The sequence below is a fragment of the Flavobacterium frigidum genome (assembly GCF_048286735.1).
Classification (GTDB): domain Bacteria; phylum Bacteroidota; class Bacteroidia; order Flavobacteriales; family Flavobacteriaceae; genus Flavobacterium.
This window is the reverse complement of record NZ_JBLVPU010000016.1, coordinates 35,628-54,872: the sequence shown is the minus strand read 5'-3', so window position 1 is coordinate 54,872 and position 19,245 is coordinate 35,628. Positions and strand designations below refer to the sequence as shown.

The following is a 19,245-nucleotide window of genomic DNA, read 5'->3' as shown; positions in this document are numbered from 1 at the left end:
TAATCGCAAAGGTCGCAAAGTTTTTTGCAAAATTCTTAGCCTTTTCTAATAAAAAAACAGCTAATTAAAGCTGTTTTCTAAGTTATTCTTTTAATTCGTCCAATACTTTTCTGATTTGCTTAGCATATTTCCCGTAAAACGACTGTACCCAGATTTCTGTTACAAATCCTATAAGAATAATAGCGAAAATTAAAATTAGAAGTGGTACAAACAATTTATTTTGCTGTATTTGACCTGATAGAAGGTCGGCAAATTTTGGAATTTTATGATATATATATCCAACAAAAAATAGCACAAAAAAAGGGAGAAGTGAAAAAGTAAATGTTTTATACAACTCCATATTTAATCGTATATCAAAATAAGTTTCATATAAACTATCTTTTGTATTCAGAGTACTTTTATTTAACCTATTATAAAAGAAAAGTAATTTCCCTAAATAATAAATACTAATAGCGACCATGATTGCATAAATCAAATAATACGGTGCAATCATTGGTGCTGGGAATCGAGGCCCCATTGGAATAAACCCAAAGCATATCATTGCTATTGTTTGTATGATAAGTTCAAAACGTAGATTTTTTCTAACCTTATCAATAGGCATATTAGCCGATTTTAATTTTTCTAAATTATTAGGAAGTACAATGTTTTCTGAATTATCGTTGCTCCAAGCGGATTGTATGTCGTTAAAGTCCATATCCTTGATTTTTAATTATTTCTTTTAATTTTTCTTTTGCTCTGTTTAATTTAACTCTTGCATTCCCTTCAGAGATACCTAAATTATCTCCTATTTCCTTATGCGAAAAACCCTCCAGTTGATAAAAAATGATAGCCTTATCTATTTTTTCTAATTTCTGAACTGCTTTGTAAAAATGTTCTATTTGGCTCTCCTTAATTTCTGAATCATCAGTTTCTTCTTTAATGTTTTCAGATGCTATTTCGTATTTATCAACTTTCCTTTTTTCTTTCTTTAGAAAAACGATAGCTGTATTAATGGCCACCCGATACATCCAAGTCGAAAACTGGCTTTCATTTCTAAACGAATCATACGATTTCCAAAGTTGACAAACAATCTCCTGAAACAAATCCTGTTGATCATCATGATTGTCCATATACATTTTGGAAACCTTGTACAGTATTCCTTTATGCTTTTCGATGCGTGTTAAAAAATCTTGTTCTTTTGCCTTCAAAATATTAGTTCAATATAGGTTTTACAGTATAACCCGCTTTTCTCAATAAGTTTATTACTCCCTGTTCCCCCAATAAATGTGCGGCTCCTACTGCAAAAAAAGTGCTTTTATCTTTCATCATATCTGGCATTTTCACAGCCCAGTTTGTATTTCGAACCTCTGACATCCATTTTTTTGCGTTTTCATTCATCACCTTTGGAGCCGTAATGTCTTTATATAATTCTGGAAGGTCTTCCTGAATGTAATTTTGAACTAACTTTTTTGTAGTATCGTCATTTGATTCCTGTAACATTGTAATCATTTTCGCATCAGAATAAGCTTTGCTTAAGAAATCCATTTGTGCTTGAAGTGTTTCAAATCCAGTAACATTTATATTAGAATCTTTGGCCATTGCAATAAATTCCATTTCATAACTTTTAATATCAACACACCCAAAAGATTTCATCGTCATTAAACTCATTACTGTCATTAAACTAAACTTGTCAACTTGTTTGACTGTCATTCCTGTTCGCTTTTGTAATAAAGCATCAAGGACATTCAATTGTTCTGGGCTCAATTTTTTACTTAATGGTTCTTTTCCATATGCCAGTTGTTGAGCGGCACTCAATTCCTTAGGATCTGATAAATTAACCTCTAAGACTAAATTATCAGAAGCAGTAAATGCTTTTTTCGTTTTATCAGATAGGAAATAATCATTCCCACAAATCATGTGAATGGTGCCATATAAATAAGAGGATTTCGACAACCCATTTCCTGAAATTTCCCACAAAAGAGATTTATCATTTGAATTGTCTGACACTGATTTTTTTGTTTGCGCAAAAACTCCACTTGAAATTAATAATACTGCTACTACTGCAATTGATTTAAATAATTTTTTCATAATAATTTGATTTTTGATTGATTTAGATGATTGAAACTCGTTAAGATTATTTAGTATATTTAGTTCTTAAAACAGAAAACACGCCTGCCATAAAGAAGCAAGACATTATCAATAGCCTATCCAAAATTGGTTTATCATAAACATATTGGTTTACTATAGCGTAGCTAAGTCCAATTGAACTGATAAAAATCATAACAGGTCCGAAATCATTTCTTTCGCTAAATTTATTTGTGGTTTTTGTTTTCATAATGGTTTTGTTTATTTGATTACCACTCGTAAGTGATTAAACAAGCAAAACGTTACAAAAAAAATTAAAATTTTTTAAAGAAGTGAGAGAATACAATGCATAACAGCCGAAATTTCTTCGGGCGAATTATAACTATGCAAACAAAAACGCAAGCGTTCCTGACCCTCTGGCACGGTTGGCGAAAGAATGGCTTTTACATCAAATCCATTTTCCTGCAATTGGGTTGCTATCGCTTTTACTTTTTCATTTCCGGGAATGATGGCGGATTGTATGGCGGATTTGCTGCGGACAAAAAGTGGTTTTAATCCCAGCAAATTTTTTTTCTGATTGAAACAAATGATGTTTTCTCGCAGTATTTCTATATTGTTTTTCTGTTTTTCTAAGTTGAAATACGCAACCAAAATCGTGGCAACAGAATGAGGCGAAAGCCCAGTGGTATAAATAAAACTTCGGGCAAAATTTATTAAATAATCCCTCAATTCAATCGATCCTAAAATCGCAGCACCATGACATCCCAATCCTTTCCCGAAAGTCATAATTCGAGCAAAAACGTGATCTTGCAATCCAAGCATTTGAACGAATCCTTCGCCTGTTGATCCAAAAACACCCAAAGCATGCGCTTCATCAACAACAAGATAACACTGGTGTTTATTTGAAACCAAAATTAATTCTTCTAGATTTGGACAATCACCATCCATTGAAAAAACAGATTCAGTGACAATATAAATAGTGGTATCTGGATTCCGTAAAATCAGCTTTTCTAAATCTTCAAAATCATTATGATTAAACTTGTAGGCTTTCTCTTTTGAGAGCTGGATTCCGTCCCGAATAGATGCATGACACAATTCATCGTATAAAATCAAATCTCCTTTTTGTGGGACTGATCCAAAAAAACCAACGTTAGCATCGTAACCAGAATTGAAAATTAACGCGGTTTCTGATTGGTGGAAACTGGCAATAAAGTCTTCTGTTTCTTGATACAACTTATGGTTACCAGATAATAATCGGGAACCGGTTGCTCCGTTTATTTTGATTTTTCTATTCAATAATAATTGATGTACTTCATCAAAAATACCTTCGTTTTTCGAAAAACCTAAGTAATCGTTAGAAGCAAAATCAGTCATTTTACTTGGCAAAGACAATTGTCGCAAAGCATTATTTTGCTTTCGACTCTCCAATTTAGCGGACAGAGAAGATGGAAATTGTTTCATAGGCAACAAAAATACTAAAGTTGGATGAATTTAGCCCAGATTGAAATGGTAAGCCTCGCAAAAGGAAACACTATTTTTTGTAGAAGTGGCACAGCGACAGAAGGAAGCTCGTGGCGGTAATAACAAAAAAGTGTTTCCTTTAAGAGCTAGTATTGAAAAGCGGGACAGCTCCAAAAAAAAAGCCTAACAATTACGTTAGGCTCTATTTATATTCTGAATTGTTTTAGTCAACTAGCACAATTACTTTATTATCTTTCATCTCAATTGTTCCAGACTGGATAGCTATCGTATAATTTTGTTCATCTAGCTTCGTAAATTTCACAGATACTTCCTTGGCCAAGGCAAAAGTAGAAGCTGTAATTTTCACAACACCTTTTCCTAAAATAGAGACAATTGGAGCGTGATTATTCAAAATCTGAAAGCTTCCATCAACTCCTGGTAGTGTAACCGAAGTCACTTCTGCCGAAAATAATTTTGCCTCTGGTGATACTATTTCTAATAACATATTTCTTTTTAGTTTAAAGTTTAAAGTTTAAAAGTTTAAAGTTACGAGTGAACCTTAAACTTTAAACTTTTAAACTAATTTTAAGCTTCCGCTAACATTTTTTCTCCAGCTTCGATAGCTTCTTCGATAGTACCTTTAAGGTTAAAAGCTGATTCTGGCAAGTGATCTAATTCACCGTCAATAATCATGTTAAATCCTTTGATAGTATCTTTGATATCAACTAACACCCCTTTTAATCCTGTAAATTGCTCCGCAACGTGAAAAGGTTGAGATAAGAAACGTTGCACACGACGCGCTCTTGAAACAGATAGTTTATCTTCTTCAGATAATTCTTCCATACCAAGAATTGCGATAATATCTTGTAGTTGTTTGTACTTTTGTAAAATTTCTTTTACTCTTTGTGCACAGTCATAGTGCTCATTACCTAAAATTTGAGGAGTAAGGATTCTTGAAGTTGAATCCAATGGATCCACTGCAGGATAAATACCTAACTCAGCAATTTTACGAGACAATACAGTAGTAGCATCAAGGTGAGCAAAAGTTGTAGCCGGAGCCGGATCTGTTAAATCATCCGCAGGTACGTAAACCGCTTGTACAGATGTAATAGACCCTTTGTTTGTAGAAGTGATACGCTCTTGCATCGCACCCATTTCAGTTGCCAATGTTGGTTGATATCCTACCGCAGATGGCATACGACCTAAAAGTGCCGAAACTTCAGAACCTGCTTGTGTAAAACGGAAGATATTATCCACGAAGAACAATACATCTTTCCCTTGATCAGTTCCTGCTCCATCACGGAAATATTCAGCGATAGACAATCCAGAAAGTGCTACACGAGCACGAGCTCCTGGAGGCTCATTCATTTGTCCGAAAACGAAAGTAGCTTTAGACTCTCTCATTCCTGGCATATCTACTTTAGATAAATCCCATCCTCCATTTTCCATAGAGTGCATGAATTCATCCCCGTATTTTATAATTCCTGACTCTAACATCTCACGAAGTAAGTCATTCCCTTCACGTGTTCTTTCTCCTACTCCTGCGAATACTGAAAGTCCACCGTGACCTTTTGCAATATTGTTGATCAACTCTTGAATCAATACTGTTTTACCAACACCAGCACCACCGAACAATCCAATTTTACCCCCTTTTGAGTAAGGCTCAATTAAATCAATTACTTTAATACCTGTAAATAAAACTTCAGATGAAGTTGAAAGGTCTTCGAATTTTGGCGCTTGTCTGTGAATAGACATTCCGTTTTCTCCTGTTTTTGGTAAATTACCTAAACCGTCAATTGCATCTCCAATTACATTGAATAAACGACCGTAAACATCGGCGCCAATTGGCATTTGGATAGGATTCCCTGTTCCAACTACTTCATAACCTCTACTCAAACCATCTGTTGAGTCCATCGAAATGGTACGTACCGTGTTTTCACCAATGTGAGACTGTACTTCAAGCACTAATAAAGTACCATCTTTTTTTGTGATTTCTAACGAATCATAAATTTTTGGAAGTTCAACATCCTTACCGTTGAAAACGACATCAACTACTGGTCCAATGATCTGGGCAACTTTTCCTATTACTTTTGACATTACTTATGTGTTTATTAAATAGCTATTTAGGTTTATGAAATTATACCAATCGAAACGTATCGATTAAATGCTTTTTTCAGAGCGCAAAGATAATTTTTTAAAATATAAAATCAATTATTTTTTTACAAAAAAAAGGATTTTTTTAGTAAATTGTCCTTAAACAACTAAGCAAAATAAAAAAGTCCCCTATTATTCTCAATAAAAAGAAAGACCACTTACAAAGCGTAAGTGGTCTTTAAAGTATGATTACTAATTATAATCTATAATACTTCTGGAAATAAAATACGGTATTTACTTAAATCAACACCTTTAATATTTGAACCGTATTTAAGATTAATTGCTTCAATAAATTTATTGGCTATTAAAGCATAGCCCCTTGGTGAAGGATGAACTCCATCTAAAGAGAATCCACCTCCAGTTACAAAAGCCGAAGTCACATTAAAACCATTCGCATTAATTCCTCCAGAATCTATTTGTCGTAAAAAAGCATTAGCATCAACAAACGCCAGACCTTTTGTATCTGCCAAAGATTTTATAATTGTATTATAAGAATCGGTAGCTGTTTTTAATTCGGCAACTTCAGTTGGAATTAAAATATATTTATCTTGCAAAGGATATGTAATACCAAATTTATTCAAAGGAGCAGGTGGTGCAATACCAATTCCTGAATTGAGTGCTATAGGCGCTGTACCAATTGCTGACTGAGTAGTCAAAAGAACTAAATCAGATGAATTTGCCTGACGTGCCTGCCCAAAAACATTGCCATAAAAAGCTGCAGTCTGAGCACCTAATGAAGGTGTAAAAGCCGCAGTAAGTTGAGCTGACAAATTAGTTAAAGTTTCATCTTTCATAAGTAATGGATTTGAAACTGTAGTTGATAATAAATTAATTCTATCTCCCGCACCAAAAGCAGTTAGTGCTTGTTTAAGCGGTCCATATAATTGAGCATTCAACGCATTGACAGTAGCTGTACCAATCGCAACATCTCCTCCGCCTAAAACACTAATTGACAACGGATTGTGAGGAACGGTTTTGAAAAAAGGAATGGAAGTAACGTAAGGTATGTTTGCAACAACACCTTTTGCCCCAGCGGAAGTTAATGTATTTACTAGTGCAGTGTACGTACCATCAAAACCAACACCTGGAGCACCAGTTACAGGAGTAATAGGGTTTGAACCATCACCACCTGATGTCGCATATCCTAAAACATCGTTATTCCCTATCCATAAAGAGAAAAAGGTAGGCGTTTGACTCATTGCATAAGCCAACACAGATGTAGACCCGTTAGGAGCAAAGCGAACATAGTATGGATTTGCTGTACCAGCGGCTAGTCCAGCAGCACTGCCATAAGTAGGTGACAATAAATGAAAACTTTTTGCGCCAGGAACTCCTGTGTTATTGTAAGGACCAGCAGCAGCAATTGCAGGATTAAAAACTTCTGTTGATGGATTACCCGGAACATTCATAGGAACAGGCCTTAATGGAGGTTGACGAAGAAGTAGGTACAATCTTGAGCCAAAAGCCGGATTCGTTTGCCCTCCAAATAACAATCCACCAATATTATCAGCCATAAAAGGAATTTTAAACTCTCCTCCACCAACAAGTTTAAATTGTTGAGCCATAACATTTGTATAAGAACCTTCTTGACCTTTTATAAAAAGTGCATTATCACTGAAACCAGCTGTTAAAGAATTTCCTAACGCAACGTATTTTGAGAAATTTGCTGTGCCAGAAGTCAAAGGCTTACCGTCAGATGAATTTGCCTCTACAACAACTTCATCATCATTATTACATGCTACAAATGCTAGCGAAGCAAATAGTAACCATTTAAAATTTTTTATCATTGTTTTTTAAATTTAAATTTATTGAATTACGGATTGATAGTCCAAGATGCAAAATATTGTTGACCAATTAAACCAGCTCCTAATACTTGACCATATTCTTTACCTCCAATGTTTGATGCTCCGACTTTTAATGTTGACTTCAAAGAAGGAATATTGTAATTTAACTGGGCATCTATAACTGTTGCTGATGCTATTGTACCATCTGCAAAAGAAGACTGCCATAAGTATTCGCTATTCCATCTTCCGCTAACATTAAATCCAAAATTTGGAAATAACTTTTCGTTTCCAATAGACGCTTTCACACGATGTTTTGGCGTGTTGAAACCCGCTTCAAAACTCGGATCTTTAGATTGATCAAAACCAAACTCTGCAAAATTATAATTAGCACCAATTTCAAAATCCTTATACACTTTTCTTGATAATCCAAGACCGAAACCTAGCGATTTAATTTCTAAAGGGGTATTAGTGTATAATTGAAATGCTCTTGTATTTCCTGTTCGTATAGCATGTACAGTTTGAGCACCTTGATCAGTAGGAAAAACTGTTAAATCTGCAGCTGTAGGATTAGGTGAATCTTGAGCAGTACCATATAATGGAGCCAAAACATTTAAGTTTCCTATGAAATTATTATAAATGTTATAGTATCCGTTAATATCAATAGATGTTTTGTTGATAAAAGAACGGTAGCCAAGTTCAAAAGCCTTAACCTCTTCAGGTTTTACTAATCCAGCAGTTGTTTTTCTTAACAATGTTGCATTGCCAGATGAACTAAAAGCTACAACAGAAGCAGCAGTATACGAATTATTGTAAGCGTTCAATCCATTGATGGTAGTCGTTGACCCCACTGTAGATACAGCCGCTCCTGTAATAGGTAATGTCTCTGTAAAACGAGTCAGGTTATCAGGTGCTGAACCTAATAAAATGGCACTTCCTACATTAAATCCTATGTACTGATCCTGTGTAGAAGGGTTTCTAAAACCTGTTTGGAACGACCCTCTAAAGTTATGATTTTTGTTCTGACCACCAGAATACACAACAGAAAGTCTTGGAGAATAATTTCCATCAAAATTTTGTGCTTTGTCGTAACGAATGGATCCAGTAAATTTTAGGCGATCATCCATTAATTTTTTCATTATTTGTGTATAAGCACCGTATTCATTATAATTGATTGGACCATTAGTATCGGTATAAATACGACCAAACGAATTTAACTGATATTCTCTGTATGATCCACCTACCTGAATTTCAGCAAATTTAATTAAATCTTTAAAATTATAATTCGCATCAGAATGATAAATTCTTGAATTGTCAACTAATTTAGAACCTGTTAACACACTTGCTTCGTTAGTTACTTGACTAAAAGCATTTCTAAACTCAGGAGTACCTGGCAAGAATCTACCCTGATCTGCTCTTGCTCTAGCGGCTATGTGTGCATCTGCTGGTAACATACCTCCAAGTGTAGAATTGGCAAATGTAGTACCATAATCTGTAAACCATTGGCGATCAGACTTCCACTTTCTATTTATATTGATACCTGTAAACAACATGTCATACGATTGTCCACCATCTTCAGTTGTAGTATATCCTCTAACAAAGAAGTTTTTCCCTTTGAATTCAATTTTATGTTGCTGCATAAAAAAGTTATTCAAATAATAACGGTTTGCACCTTGATATACTGTATTTCCGTAACCAAATTTACTTTGAACAATTACTTCTAATCTTTCGTCACCGAAAGGGCGAACATGTAATGAAAGGTCAATTTTTGTATTTGAAACTCTATTATCAGTTAAATCTACCTCATTATAACCTGTTCTTGATATTTTATCACTTGGTAAAGTAGGTGCGCCAATAACTGTTGACACTTCGTCACCATATACATTGATTCCGTCATATCCATAATGAGATCTATCTCTACCTGCTACCGTTTTATCATCATAATTTACTGCATGCCACTCTGTTCCTCTCATGTAAGTGAAATTCACTTTACCTGCAACATATTTATTAAATGCTTTGGCCATACGTACTCCATAATCAATGTAATCATTTGTACCGGCTGCTTTTTGGGAAGTTTGTCCAAATTTTGCATATCCCGTAATACCTTGGCTTGTAAATGGACTTTTACTGGTCATAAATAAAATTCCATTAAATGCATTTGCCCCATATAAAGCAGAAGATGCTCCGGGAAGCAATTCCACACTTTGAACATCAACTTCAGATAACCCTATTAAGTTTCCTAATACGAAGTTCAATAACGGAGAGGAGTTATCCATTCCATCTACCAACTGCATAAAACGAGTGTTGGCAACAGATGCAAATCCACGTGTATTAATTGATTTAAATGACATACTTGACGTATTCATTTGTACTTCTTTCATGTTTTCTAATCCATCATAGAAAGAAGGTGAAGCCGTTTTCTTAATTTCGGCAATACCCATTCTTTCAATAGTTACTGGAGACTCTAAAACTCTTTCAGGAGTTCTTGACGCAGAAACTACAATTTCATCTAATTTATTCTCTTCATCTACCAGTTTAACTGAGATTTTTTGATTAAGAGAAGAAACAGCTACTCTCTGAGATGCAAAACCTACACTTGTAACCTCAATAGTGTACGGTGGCTTTCTAGAAGATTTCAAAATAAAAGAACCATCTACATCAGTAGTAGTACCAGCGGAATCACCAATGATTTTAATGTTGGCTCCAGGAATAGGTTGGTTGTTACTGTCTGTAACAATACCTGAAATTGAGTTTTGTGCAAAAGTCAAGCTGCAAAAAAACAATGTCAAAAAAAGTAAATACACTCTCATTGGTTATAATTTGTTGGTTTATGTGGCCAAATTACAAATATTTTTGATATTAATAAAAAAGGACCTTTAAAATTTCATATTTAGCAGTTAATTTGCGCCATTTAAACTTATTCACTATTGATTTTTTAAAATTATATGTTAAAAATTATGTAATAACAACAGAATATCATTATGCGCGCATATAAAAAATACACATATCATAAAAAATTTATTAATTTTTAAATATTTGATAAAAATAACAAATAACACAAATTCGCATCTTTTTCGTAGTCTTTTCGAGCATTTAAAAGGACTTTTGCAAAAAAAATAACAAAAAACAGCCTTGAAAAAAAATCTTTCAAGGCTGTTTTTATATAATAAGGATTTAAAAATTTATTCTACTGTAACTGATTTGGCCAAATTACGAGGTTGGTCTACGTTGCAACCACGCAGTACAGCAATATGATACGACAATAGTTGCAATGGAATTGTCGTAATAAGTGGTGATAAAGCATCCGAAGTTTCTGGAATTTCAATCACATAATCGGCTAACTCACGTACTTGTGTGTCCCCTTTAGTAACTACCGCAATTATTTTCCCACTTCTGGATTTTATTTCTTGAATGTTACTTACAATTTTGTCATAATGCCCTTGTTTTGGTGCAATAACAACTACTGGCATACTTTCGTCGATTAAAGCGATAGGACCGTGTTTCATTTCAGCTGCAGGATACCCTTCAGCATGAATGTAGGAGATCTCTTTTAACTTTAAAGCGCCTTCTAAAGCAACCGGGAAATTATATCCTCTTCCAAGATACAAACAGTTAGGAGCATCCTTGAATGTTAAAGCAATTTCTTTTGCTTTTGCATTGGTTTCTAAAGCTTCTTTAACTTTTTCAGGAATAATTTCTAGTTCCTGTAAATACATATGAAAATCACCATGCGATAAAGTTCCCTTTGCTTTTGCTAAACGCAAAGCAATCATGGTTAATACTGTAATTTGAGTCGTAAACGCTTTGGTAGATGCAACTCCTATTTCAGGACCCGCATGCGTGTAAGCTCCTGCGTGAGTTTCTCTAGAAATTGAAGAACCCACAACATTACAAACACCAAACACAAATGCACCATGTTCTTTGGCTAATTTTATAGCAGCCATGGTATCTGCTGTTTCTCCAGATTGAGAAATAGCAATAACGATATCTTTTTTGTTTATAATTGGGTTTCTATATCTAAACTCCGAAGCATATTCTACTTCAACAGGAATACGAGCAAACTCTTCAAAAACATACTCGGCAACTAATCCGGCATGCCATGACGTTCCACAGGCTACTATTATAATTCGATCCGCATTTAGAAATTTTTCTAAATTATCTTCTACACCTGCCATTTGAATAAGACCTTCATTCGCGTGCAATCTCCCGCGATAAGTATCTTTTATAACACTTGGCTGCTCGTAAATTTCTTTTAACATAAAGTGATCATATCCCCCTTTTTCAATTTGCTCTAAGTTCATCTGAAGCTCTTGAATAGTAGGATTGACTAATGAGTCATCTTTAATCTTACGCACTTTCATTTGTTTGTGCAATCTAATATTTGCCATTTCGCCATCTTCAAGGTAGATCGCATTTGACGTGTACTCTATAAAAGGAGACGCATCTGAGGCTATAAAAAATTCTCCTTCACCTACCCCAATGGCTAGTGGACTTCCTAATCTTGCAGCAACAATTTCATTTGGATTTTTTTTATCAAATACAGCAATTGCATAGGCACCTACCACTTGATTTAAAGCAACTTGAACTGCTTTTCCTAATTTTAATCCGTCTCTTTTTTGAACTTCTTCTATTAGGTTAATTAGAACTTCAGTATCTGTGTCTGAATGAAAAACATAGCCTCTTTTTGTCAATTCTGCCTTCAAAGGAGCATAATTTTCAATAATTCCGTTGTGCACAATGGCTAAATCTCCAGAATTTGAAATATGCGGATGAGAATTTACATCGTTTGGCACACCATGTGTTGCCCAACGTGTATGACCAATGCCAATACTTCCATTCGTTGTGATCTCTTTTGAAGCTTTCGCCTCTAGATCTACTACTTTCCCTTTGGTTTTAGAAACCTTTAACTGCTCACCGTCATACAGCATTACACCGGCACTATCGTAACCTCTATATTCAAGCCTCTTCAATCCTTTTATAACTATAGGGTAAGCTTCTCTAAATCCGATATATCCAACGATTCCACACATATTTGTATCTTAATTAGGTTTTGTAAAAATAATTTCTAGTTTTAATCTTTTGTCATCAGTCGAAGATTTACCACCATACAAAATGGTTCCAAATGGATTCATAACCGACGGTTTTGGTGCTCCCGTAATAAAAGCATTTGGTGTTTTTACCTTATAGAATATAGGATTGTTAATGTCTTCAGTTACTACCAAACCTAACTTAATATTAGTTGAATCTTTGAATTTGATAAGGTTCCTTATATGGTTTGTAATTCTAATTTTATAGGAGGTTCCTCTTTTGGTAGTAGCATTTGTAATTAGATTACCATCAAAAATGATTTTATCTTTTTTGGAATTGAGACTATTGGTAGTTCCATCTAAAAAATAATCCACAATAGGTCGATTGTTTTTTAAATCATAGACATACACCCTCTGAGGTTCTATATTTCCCGACATAGCCGCAGCATCAATATGAAAAACAAGATTGGCCTCATTAACCAACCAACCACTTTTTCTAATAGATTCTAATTCACCTGGAGTTTCAAAAAGGCTTATTACTGCTAGAGATCCTTCTCCTCCTTTGAGATACAGCTTGTCATCTCCTTCTACACTATTTCCTGTTTTTGGCAAAGCATTATAAGCAAGTCCGCTATTGGAATAATTAGTGTTTTGCAAGCTCACTGAATTTCCTGTGAAATCTAAAACAATAGTTTTTGGGACACGTGTAACGGTAGTCACAGTACCTACTGTCGTAGAAAGATCTTCGTTGTATTTTATTGTAATTTTACCTGCTTTAAAATTCAACATTGCTGTATTTCCAGCACTGCTTCCTGATTTTTCCATCTTAAAATAAAGACCTCTAAAATATTCTTTGAATACAGAATTTGAGGCCAATTTACCTAAAGCCACGGCATCAAGAATCTTGGTTTTAAAAAAACTTTTGTTTAAGTTCAATTTCATCCCAGGAGGAGTTCTTGTTGTGGTAACTACTTTTGTATCTGCATCGGTTGAAGTAACCACGTGTTCTGCTGGATCAAAGAAAAATTTATCGTTTTGAGCCAAATTGGCATCGTCATTAAGGCGATTTGGATTTTTATCATTATCAAAATCGGCATTTTGATCTGTAAAATATTTTTGAGGTTGCACAAATCCGCCCATTGGATCGGTGTCTCTCATGAAATATCCGGACTCATAAATACTTAACTTCATTTCTGCTTTATCAGGCCCATAAATGGAGTCAAGCGTATACTCACGACTTCCATCTGTATTTAATACTGTTTTAGAAGCATCAATATAATATGGAATTGTTAAAATAACACTTTCAATGTTCGGACTTGTGCCAATGCTTGTAGGTGGTGCAGTTATGGTTAATTGAGTTGCAAAATTTGCGGTAGTTTCACCAAAATTGGGATTATTATAAATTCCTAACGGATTTACTTCAAGATTGTTGGATTGTATTGGACCCGTCTTGTGCCCGTAAGCTAAAACATTGTAGATTTGTTTTTCTAGGCCAAAATTATTTTCACCAATTAAATCACCACCAATTTCATTATAATCCTTGTCGCAAGAATATAAAAAAACAACACTTGCAACTACCAGAATTTTCTTAAAAAAAGAATTATTGTACATATTAAATAGAAAAGTTTAATTTAAAGAACCTCGTTTGTATAGAAATTAGTATACAGCTCTGCGAAAGCATCTTTCGGTGCGAAAGGTAAAAAAGGTTTTCCTGAAGATTCTATAAATTTTGTTAAACTTGGAGACAGGTTTTCTGAGGCAATAATCACTGCATCGGAATGCTTAATAGTAGCTTTAATGATATTTTCATAGCTTGGTATTTCCAAATCAACTATTGCTTCATCAGGAACACCGTCAAACTTTACTTTATTAATCATCTCAACATCGAGAGTCCCATCAAAAGACTGACTGTATACAGAAGTAACAATCTTAGTTTCTGAAAACAACGCCTCATTTTTGTAAAAATGTTTCATGTATATGGGTAACATCGCAGCCATCCAGCCATGAACATGAATAATATCTGGAACCCAGTTCAATTTCTTTACCGTTTCAACAACTCCTTTTGCGAAGAAAATAGCACGCTCATCATTATCTGGATACATCACTCCTTCTTCATCAGCAAATGTGGCTTTTCGCTTGAAATACTCATCATTGTCAATAAAATAAACCTGTATTCGCTCTTTTGGTATCGAAGCCACTTTAATAATCAAAGGCATATCCAAGTCATTCACTACCAAATTCATCCCCGAAAGTCTAATTACTTCGTGCAATTGATGTCTTCTCTCGTTAATATTTCCATACCTTGGCATAAAAATTCTTATTTGTCCGCCTTGATCATTGATCATTTTGGGTACGTCATAAGACATTAAAGAGACCTCATTTTCAGCGAGATAAGGCACCACTTCAGATGATACATATAATATCCTCTTATCTTTCATATTGTAATTTACTTAATTTATTGGCAATAAAAACCATGCAAAATTACAAAAATTTATGCAGTTATTAACTAAAATAGTAAGTTTGCATTTAATTTTAATAAAACAGCCATGCCTATTTTCTACGGAAAAGCACCTTTGATCGACTATATGAAATCGATAAAAACGGTAAATTCTACAGTTGGATTTGTTCCTACGATGGGTGCTTTACACCAAGGTCATTTGGCATTAATGCAGCAATCACTTCTAGCGAATGAGAATACTGTTGTAAGTATTTTTGTTAACCCAACACAATTTAACAACCCAGAGGACTTAGCAAAATACCCCCGAACATTTGATGCAGATGTACAAAAATTGACAGATTTGGATCCAAAAATTATTTTGTACGCACCAACTGTTGAAGATATTTATGAAGGAAAACCTACTTCACAGTCATTTGATTTTGATGGTCTTGAAAACCAAATGGAAGGCAAATTCAGACCCGGCCATTTTGACGGGGTTGGCACTATTGTAAAGCGCCTTTTTGAAATAGTAGCGCCTACAAACGCATATTTTGGCGAAAAAGACTTTCAGCAATTGCAAATTGTGAAAAAAATGGTTGCCAAAAATAACTTATCTGTAAACGTAGTTGGTTGTCCAATTCACCGTGAAAGCAACAACCTGGCAATGAGCTCTAGAAACGAACGCTTAGCTCCAGAAGAAAGAGCTGAAGCGGCTCTCATCTACAAAACACTAGCCGAAGCAAAAGAAAAATTTGCAACCAAAAGTATTTCAGCTGTTTGCGAATGGGTACAAAAAACGTTTCAAGACAATCCTCATTTTACTTTAGAATATTTCACTATTGCTGATGAAGAAACACTTTTGTCTAGTTCTCGGAAAAATAAAAATAAAAAATATCGCGCTTTTATAGCAGTACTTGTCAATAACATTCGATTGATTGACACCATTTCATTAAATTAATTTACTTTTGTAGCATGCAAATTCAAGTTTTAAAATCAAAAATTCACCGAGTTAAAGTAACCGGCGCCGATTTAAATTATATTGGTTCCATTACTATTGACGAATCATTATTAGAAGCTTCCAATATAATCGAAGGGGAGAAAGTCGCTATCGTAAACATCAACAACGGAGAACGTTTTGAAACCTACGCAATCAAAGGGGAGAAAAATTCTGGCACCATAACACTTAATGGACCTGCAGCTCGAAAAGTACAAAAAGACGACATCATTATTATTATTTCCTATGCGACAATGGAATTTGAAGCCGCTAAAACATTCAAACCATGGGTTATTTTCCCAAATGAAAACGATAACTCATTGACATAGTCGCGTAAATATGAATATCTGATTACATTTGTTTATGATTCCTGGGTGTTATTTTTCAATAAAAGTCACCCAGAAACAACACCTTTAACAACAAATTGAATAATTAAGCATCTTAACCTCACGTTTTCTGGACCCAATTTATAGCAAGCTATACTTCAAATATATATATTTTGAAGCGAGGTTACCGATCTTGTTTTCGAATTAAAAGTAAATAAAGTATTATATTGCTCTCTTAATTTAGATGTATTTTAATCTCTAAACACGCCTTATTATGAAGCAATTACTACTCTTATTTTTCTCGATCGCAGCATTTTCACAAAAAACCACCGAGCCATTTGATTCTAATGCACTAGGTGAAAGTCGTGAAATTACAATTGCCTTACCTGCTTCTTTCGAAAAAAATCCCACAAAAAAATATCCACTTCTTATTTTACTGGACGGGGATTACTTGTTCAATCCGTTTTATGGAGCACTATCTTATGGCGCCTATTGGGATGATTTACCTGAAATGATCATTGTTGGCATCAGCCAAAATAAAAATAACGAACGCATAGAGGACAGTACTTATGATGAAGCTGACGGTGTTCCTACAGAAAAAGGAGCCAAATTCTTTGAGTTTATTGGTGCCGAATTACTTCCTTATCTCGAAAAAAAATACCCTATTGCTCCCTTCAAAATCATAGCGGGACACGATACGACAGCTGGATTTCTGAATTTTTTCCTTTATAAAGACAAGCCGCTTTTTAATGGTTATATTTCCTTAAGCCCCGAACTAGCGCCCGATATGGAAAACCGAATTGCAGAAAAAATTTCCGCAACCAAACAACCCCTTTTTTATTATCAATCTATTGCAGATGGCGACATTAAAGAAATTCAAGAAACTGTGAAGCAATTAGACAAAAATATAAAACAAAGCGACAACCCTTTACTACATTATAAATTTGATACCTTCAAAGAGGCCTCACATTATTCTTTAATTTTGTATTCAATACCCAATGCGTTATACCATATTTTTAATGTGTACAAACCCATATCATCTGCAGAATTTAGTGATAAAATTGTTGTTTTGCCTTCGGGATACGTAGATTATTTGGTAGATCGATACGCTACATTAAACAATAGTCTTGGTTTAAAAATTCCGATTCGTGTTAACGATTTTAAGGCCATTGAAGCGGCCATACTAAAAAATAAAGCGTACAATGAACTGGATCAATTGGCCGAAATTGCCAATAAAAATTATCCAAAGTCAATGCTCGCCGAATATGAATTGGGTCTAATGTATGAAAAGCAAGAAGATTTTAAAAAAGCTGCCAAACGCTATCAAAATGCCTCGCAGATGGAAGAAATAGGAGATTTATCTAAGACGATGATGACTAACAAATACGAAGATATGATTGCCAAAACACCTAAAAAATAATGTCTAAAGTAAAAACAACTTTTTTTTGTCAAAACTGTGGTGCCCAATATGCTAAATGGCAAGGACAATGCAACTCCTGTAAAGAATGGAATACAATTGCTGAAGAAATCATTCAAAAACAAGAGAAAACAGCTTGGAAGAGTGAATCAGCTACCACTAGCAAAGCACCTAAACCTTTACGAATAAACGAAATCGATTCTGCTCAGGAAATCCGTATGGATACAACTGATGCAGAGCTCAATCGCGTGCTAGGTGGTGGAATCGTTCCGGGTTCTTTGATTTTATTGGGTGGCGAACCTGGAATAGGAAAAAGTACTCTTTTACTACAAATTTCTTTAAAATTACCTTATAAAACCTTGTATGTATCTGGCGAGGAAAGTCAGAAACAAATAAAAATGCGTGCTGAACGCATTACACCAAGCGGAGACAATTGCTACATCCTAACCGAAACAAAAACCCAAAATATTTTCAAGCAAATTGAAGCCATCGAACCAGAAATCGTGATTATCGACTCTATTCAAACGCTTCATACGGATTACATAGAATCTACCCCGGGAAGCATATCACAAATTCGGGAAACAACAGCCGAATTGATCAAATTTGCCAAAGAAACTAATATTCCTGTCATTCTAATTGGGCATATTACAAAAGACGGAAACATTGCTGGTCCTAAAATTCTGGAACACATGGTCGACACCGTTTTACAATTTGAAGGCGATAGAAATCATGTATACCGTATTTTACGCTCTCTAAAAAACCGTTTTGGTTCTACTGCCGAAATTGGGATTTATGAAATGTTAGGCAATGGGTTGCGCGAAGTTTCTAACCCATCCGAAATATTAATTTCGCATAAAAATGAGGAATTATCTGGAACCGCAATTGCATCTACACTTGAAGGCATGCGCCCATTAATGATCGAAATTCAAGCACTCGTAAGCACTGCAGTGTACGGAACTCCACAACGCAGTACCACGGGTTACAATGCCAAAAGGCTCAATATGATTTTGGCTGTATTAGAAAAAAGAGCTGGTTTTAGGCTTGGTGCCAAAGATGTTTTCCTAAATATCACGGGAGGAATTTCAGTAGATGATCCCGCGATAGATTTGGCTGTAGTTGCTGCCATATTATCCTCGAATGAAGATATTGCAGTGAACAAAGATTTTTGTTTTGCTGGCGAAGTGGGACTTTCTGGTGAAATACGTCCCGTAAACCGAGTAGATCAACGCATTCAGGAAGCAGAAAAATTAGGTTTTTCGACTATTTTTGTTTCTAAATACAATAAAATTGCCCTGAAAAATACTGGAATACAAATTAGGATGGTCGCTAAAATAGAAGATGTAGTTAGTGAGTTGTTCGGGTGATATTTAAAATAATATTCCTTTTATAGGTTCATTGCTGCAAGAAATTACGAATGCTTGGTAAATGAAGTATAAGCTTTAGTTTTAGATTTGTTTAGTACAGAGATTACGAGTATGCACTACAGGGTTTAACAAATGTTATCTTTTATTTTACTTTTTTAAAATTTTATTACTTACTAATTACTGGTATTGGTGATAACTAATTTAAAAAAAAATTAAAGGC

At 34.7% G+C, this 19,245-nt stretch carries 15 protein-coding genes; 4 read left to right on the top strand and 11 right to left on the bottom strand.

The window, feature by feature from the left end:
* Positions 1-82 precede the first annotated feature (82 nt).
* The 11 genes from ACNQGO_RS10560 to ACNQGO_RS10510 form a co-directional block, all read right to left on the bottom strand.
* A complete protein-coding gene (locus tag ACNQGO_RS10560; protein WP_417947865.1) occupies positions 83-694 on the bottom strand; it encodes a hypothetical protein in 612 nt (203 codons plus the stop codon).
* Complete coding sequence (locus tag ACNQGO_RS10555; RefSeq protein WP_309757597.1) at positions 684-1,187, bottom strand: RNA polymerase sigma factor; 504 nt, start codon at positions 1,185-1,187, stop codon at positions 684-686. The genes ACNQGO_RS10560 and ACNQGO_RS10555 overlap by 11 nt, the downstream gene beginning before the upstream one ends.
* A 4-nt stretch (positions 1,188-1,191) precedes the next feature.
* On the bottom strand, positions 1,192-2,067 hold the full coding sequence (locus ACNQGO_RS10550) for a TraB/GumN family protein (RefSeq protein ID WP_417985235.1): 876 nt from the start codon (positions 2,065-2,067) through the stop codon (positions 1,192-1,194).
* 321 nt (positions 2,068-2,388) lie between these two features.
* Complete coding sequence (locus ACNQGO_RS10545) at positions 2,389-3,525, bottom strand: aminotransferase class I/II-fold pyridoxal phosphate-dependent enzyme (RefSeq protein WP_417985234.1); 1,137 nt, start codon at positions 3,523-3,525, stop codon at positions 2,389-2,391.
* A 223-nt stretch (positions 3,526-3,748) separates the two neighbouring features.
* On the bottom strand, positions 3,749-4,030 hold the full coding sequence (locus ACNQGO_RS10540; RefSeq protein WP_417985233.1) for a FoF1 ATP synthase subunit delta/epsilon: 282 nt from the start codon (positions 4,028-4,030) through the stop codon (positions 3,749-3,751).
* 80 nt (positions 4,031-4,110) lie between these two features.
* Positions 4,111-5,622, bottom strand: coding sequence for a F0F1 ATP synthase subunit beta (atpD, locus tag ACNQGO_RS10535; RefSeq protein WP_417968498.1), 1,512 nt, complete (start codon positions 5,620-5,622; stop codon positions 4,111-4,113).
* Between the two features lie 260 nt (positions 5,623-5,882).
* Positions 5,883-7,466, bottom strand: coding sequence for an SGNH/GDSL hydrolase family protein (locus tag ACNQGO_RS10530; protein ID WP_417968496.1), 1,584 nt, complete (start codon positions 7,464-7,466; stop codon positions 5,883-5,885).
* Between the two features lie 26 nt (positions 7,467-7,492).
* A complete protein-coding gene (locus ACNQGO_RS10525) occupies positions 7,493-10,270 on the bottom strand; it encodes a TonB-dependent receptor domain-containing protein (RefSeq protein WP_417985232.1) in 2,778 nt (925 codons plus the stop codon).
* 372 nt (positions 10,271-10,642) lie between these two features.
* Positions 10,643-12,490 carry a glutamine--fructose-6-phosphate transaminase (isomerizing) gene (gene glmS, locus ACNQGO_RS10520; RefSeq protein ID WP_417968493.1) on the bottom strand — a complete coding sequence of 616 codons (1,848 nt, stop codon included), beginning with the start codon at positions 12,488-12,490 and terminating at the stop codon, positions 10,643-10,645.
* A gap of 9 nt (positions 12,491-12,499) precedes the next feature.
* Complete coding sequence (locus tag ACNQGO_RS10515) at positions 12,500-14,098, bottom strand: DUF4270 domain-containing protein (RefSeq protein WP_417968490.1); 1,599 nt, start codon at positions 14,096-14,098, stop codon at positions 12,500-12,502.
* Between the two features lie 20 nt (positions 14,099-14,118).
* Positions 14,119-14,925 (bottom strand): glycogen/starch synthase, encoded by an 807-nt coding sequence (locus ACNQGO_RS10510; protein ID WP_417944250.1) that lies wholly within the window; start codon positions 14,923-14,925, stop codon positions 14,119-14,121.
* Positions 14,926-15,033: 108 nt separating this feature from the next.
* On the opposite strand from ACNQGO_RS10510, the gene panC reads away from it, so the two are divergent.
* The 4 genes from panC to radA all read left to right on the top strand — a co-directional run bounded on the left by panC (position 15,034) and on the right by radA (position 19,025).
* Positions 15,034-15,882 carry a pantoate--beta-alanine ligase gene (panC, locus tag ACNQGO_RS10505; RefSeq protein WP_417968488.1) on the top strand — a complete coding sequence of 283 codons (849 nt, stop codon included), beginning with the start codon at positions 15,034-15,036 and terminating at the stop codon, positions 15,880-15,882.
* A gap of 14 nt (positions 15,883-15,896) precedes the next feature.
* Positions 15,897-16,247: an aspartate 1-decarboxylase gene (gene panD / locus ACNQGO_RS10500; protein WP_417979667.1), complete on the top strand. Its 351-nt coding sequence runs from the start codon at positions 15,897-15,899 to the stop codon at positions 16,245-16,247.
* Positions 16,248-16,518: 271 nt separating this feature from the next.
* Positions 16,519-17,664, top strand: coding sequence for an alpha/beta hydrolase (locus tag ACNQGO_RS10495; RefSeq protein ID WP_417985231.1), 1,146 nt, complete (start codon positions 16,519-16,521; stop codon positions 17,662-17,664).
* Positions 17,664-19,025: a DNA repair protein RadA gene (radA, locus tag ACNQGO_RS10490; RefSeq protein WP_417944254.1), complete on the top strand. Its 1,362-nt coding sequence runs from the start codon at positions 17,664-17,666 to the stop codon at positions 19,023-19,025. Before ACNQGO_RS10495 ends, radA begins: the two co-directional genes overlap by 1 nt.
* The last annotated feature ends 220 nt before the right edge of the window (positions 19,026-19,245 follow it).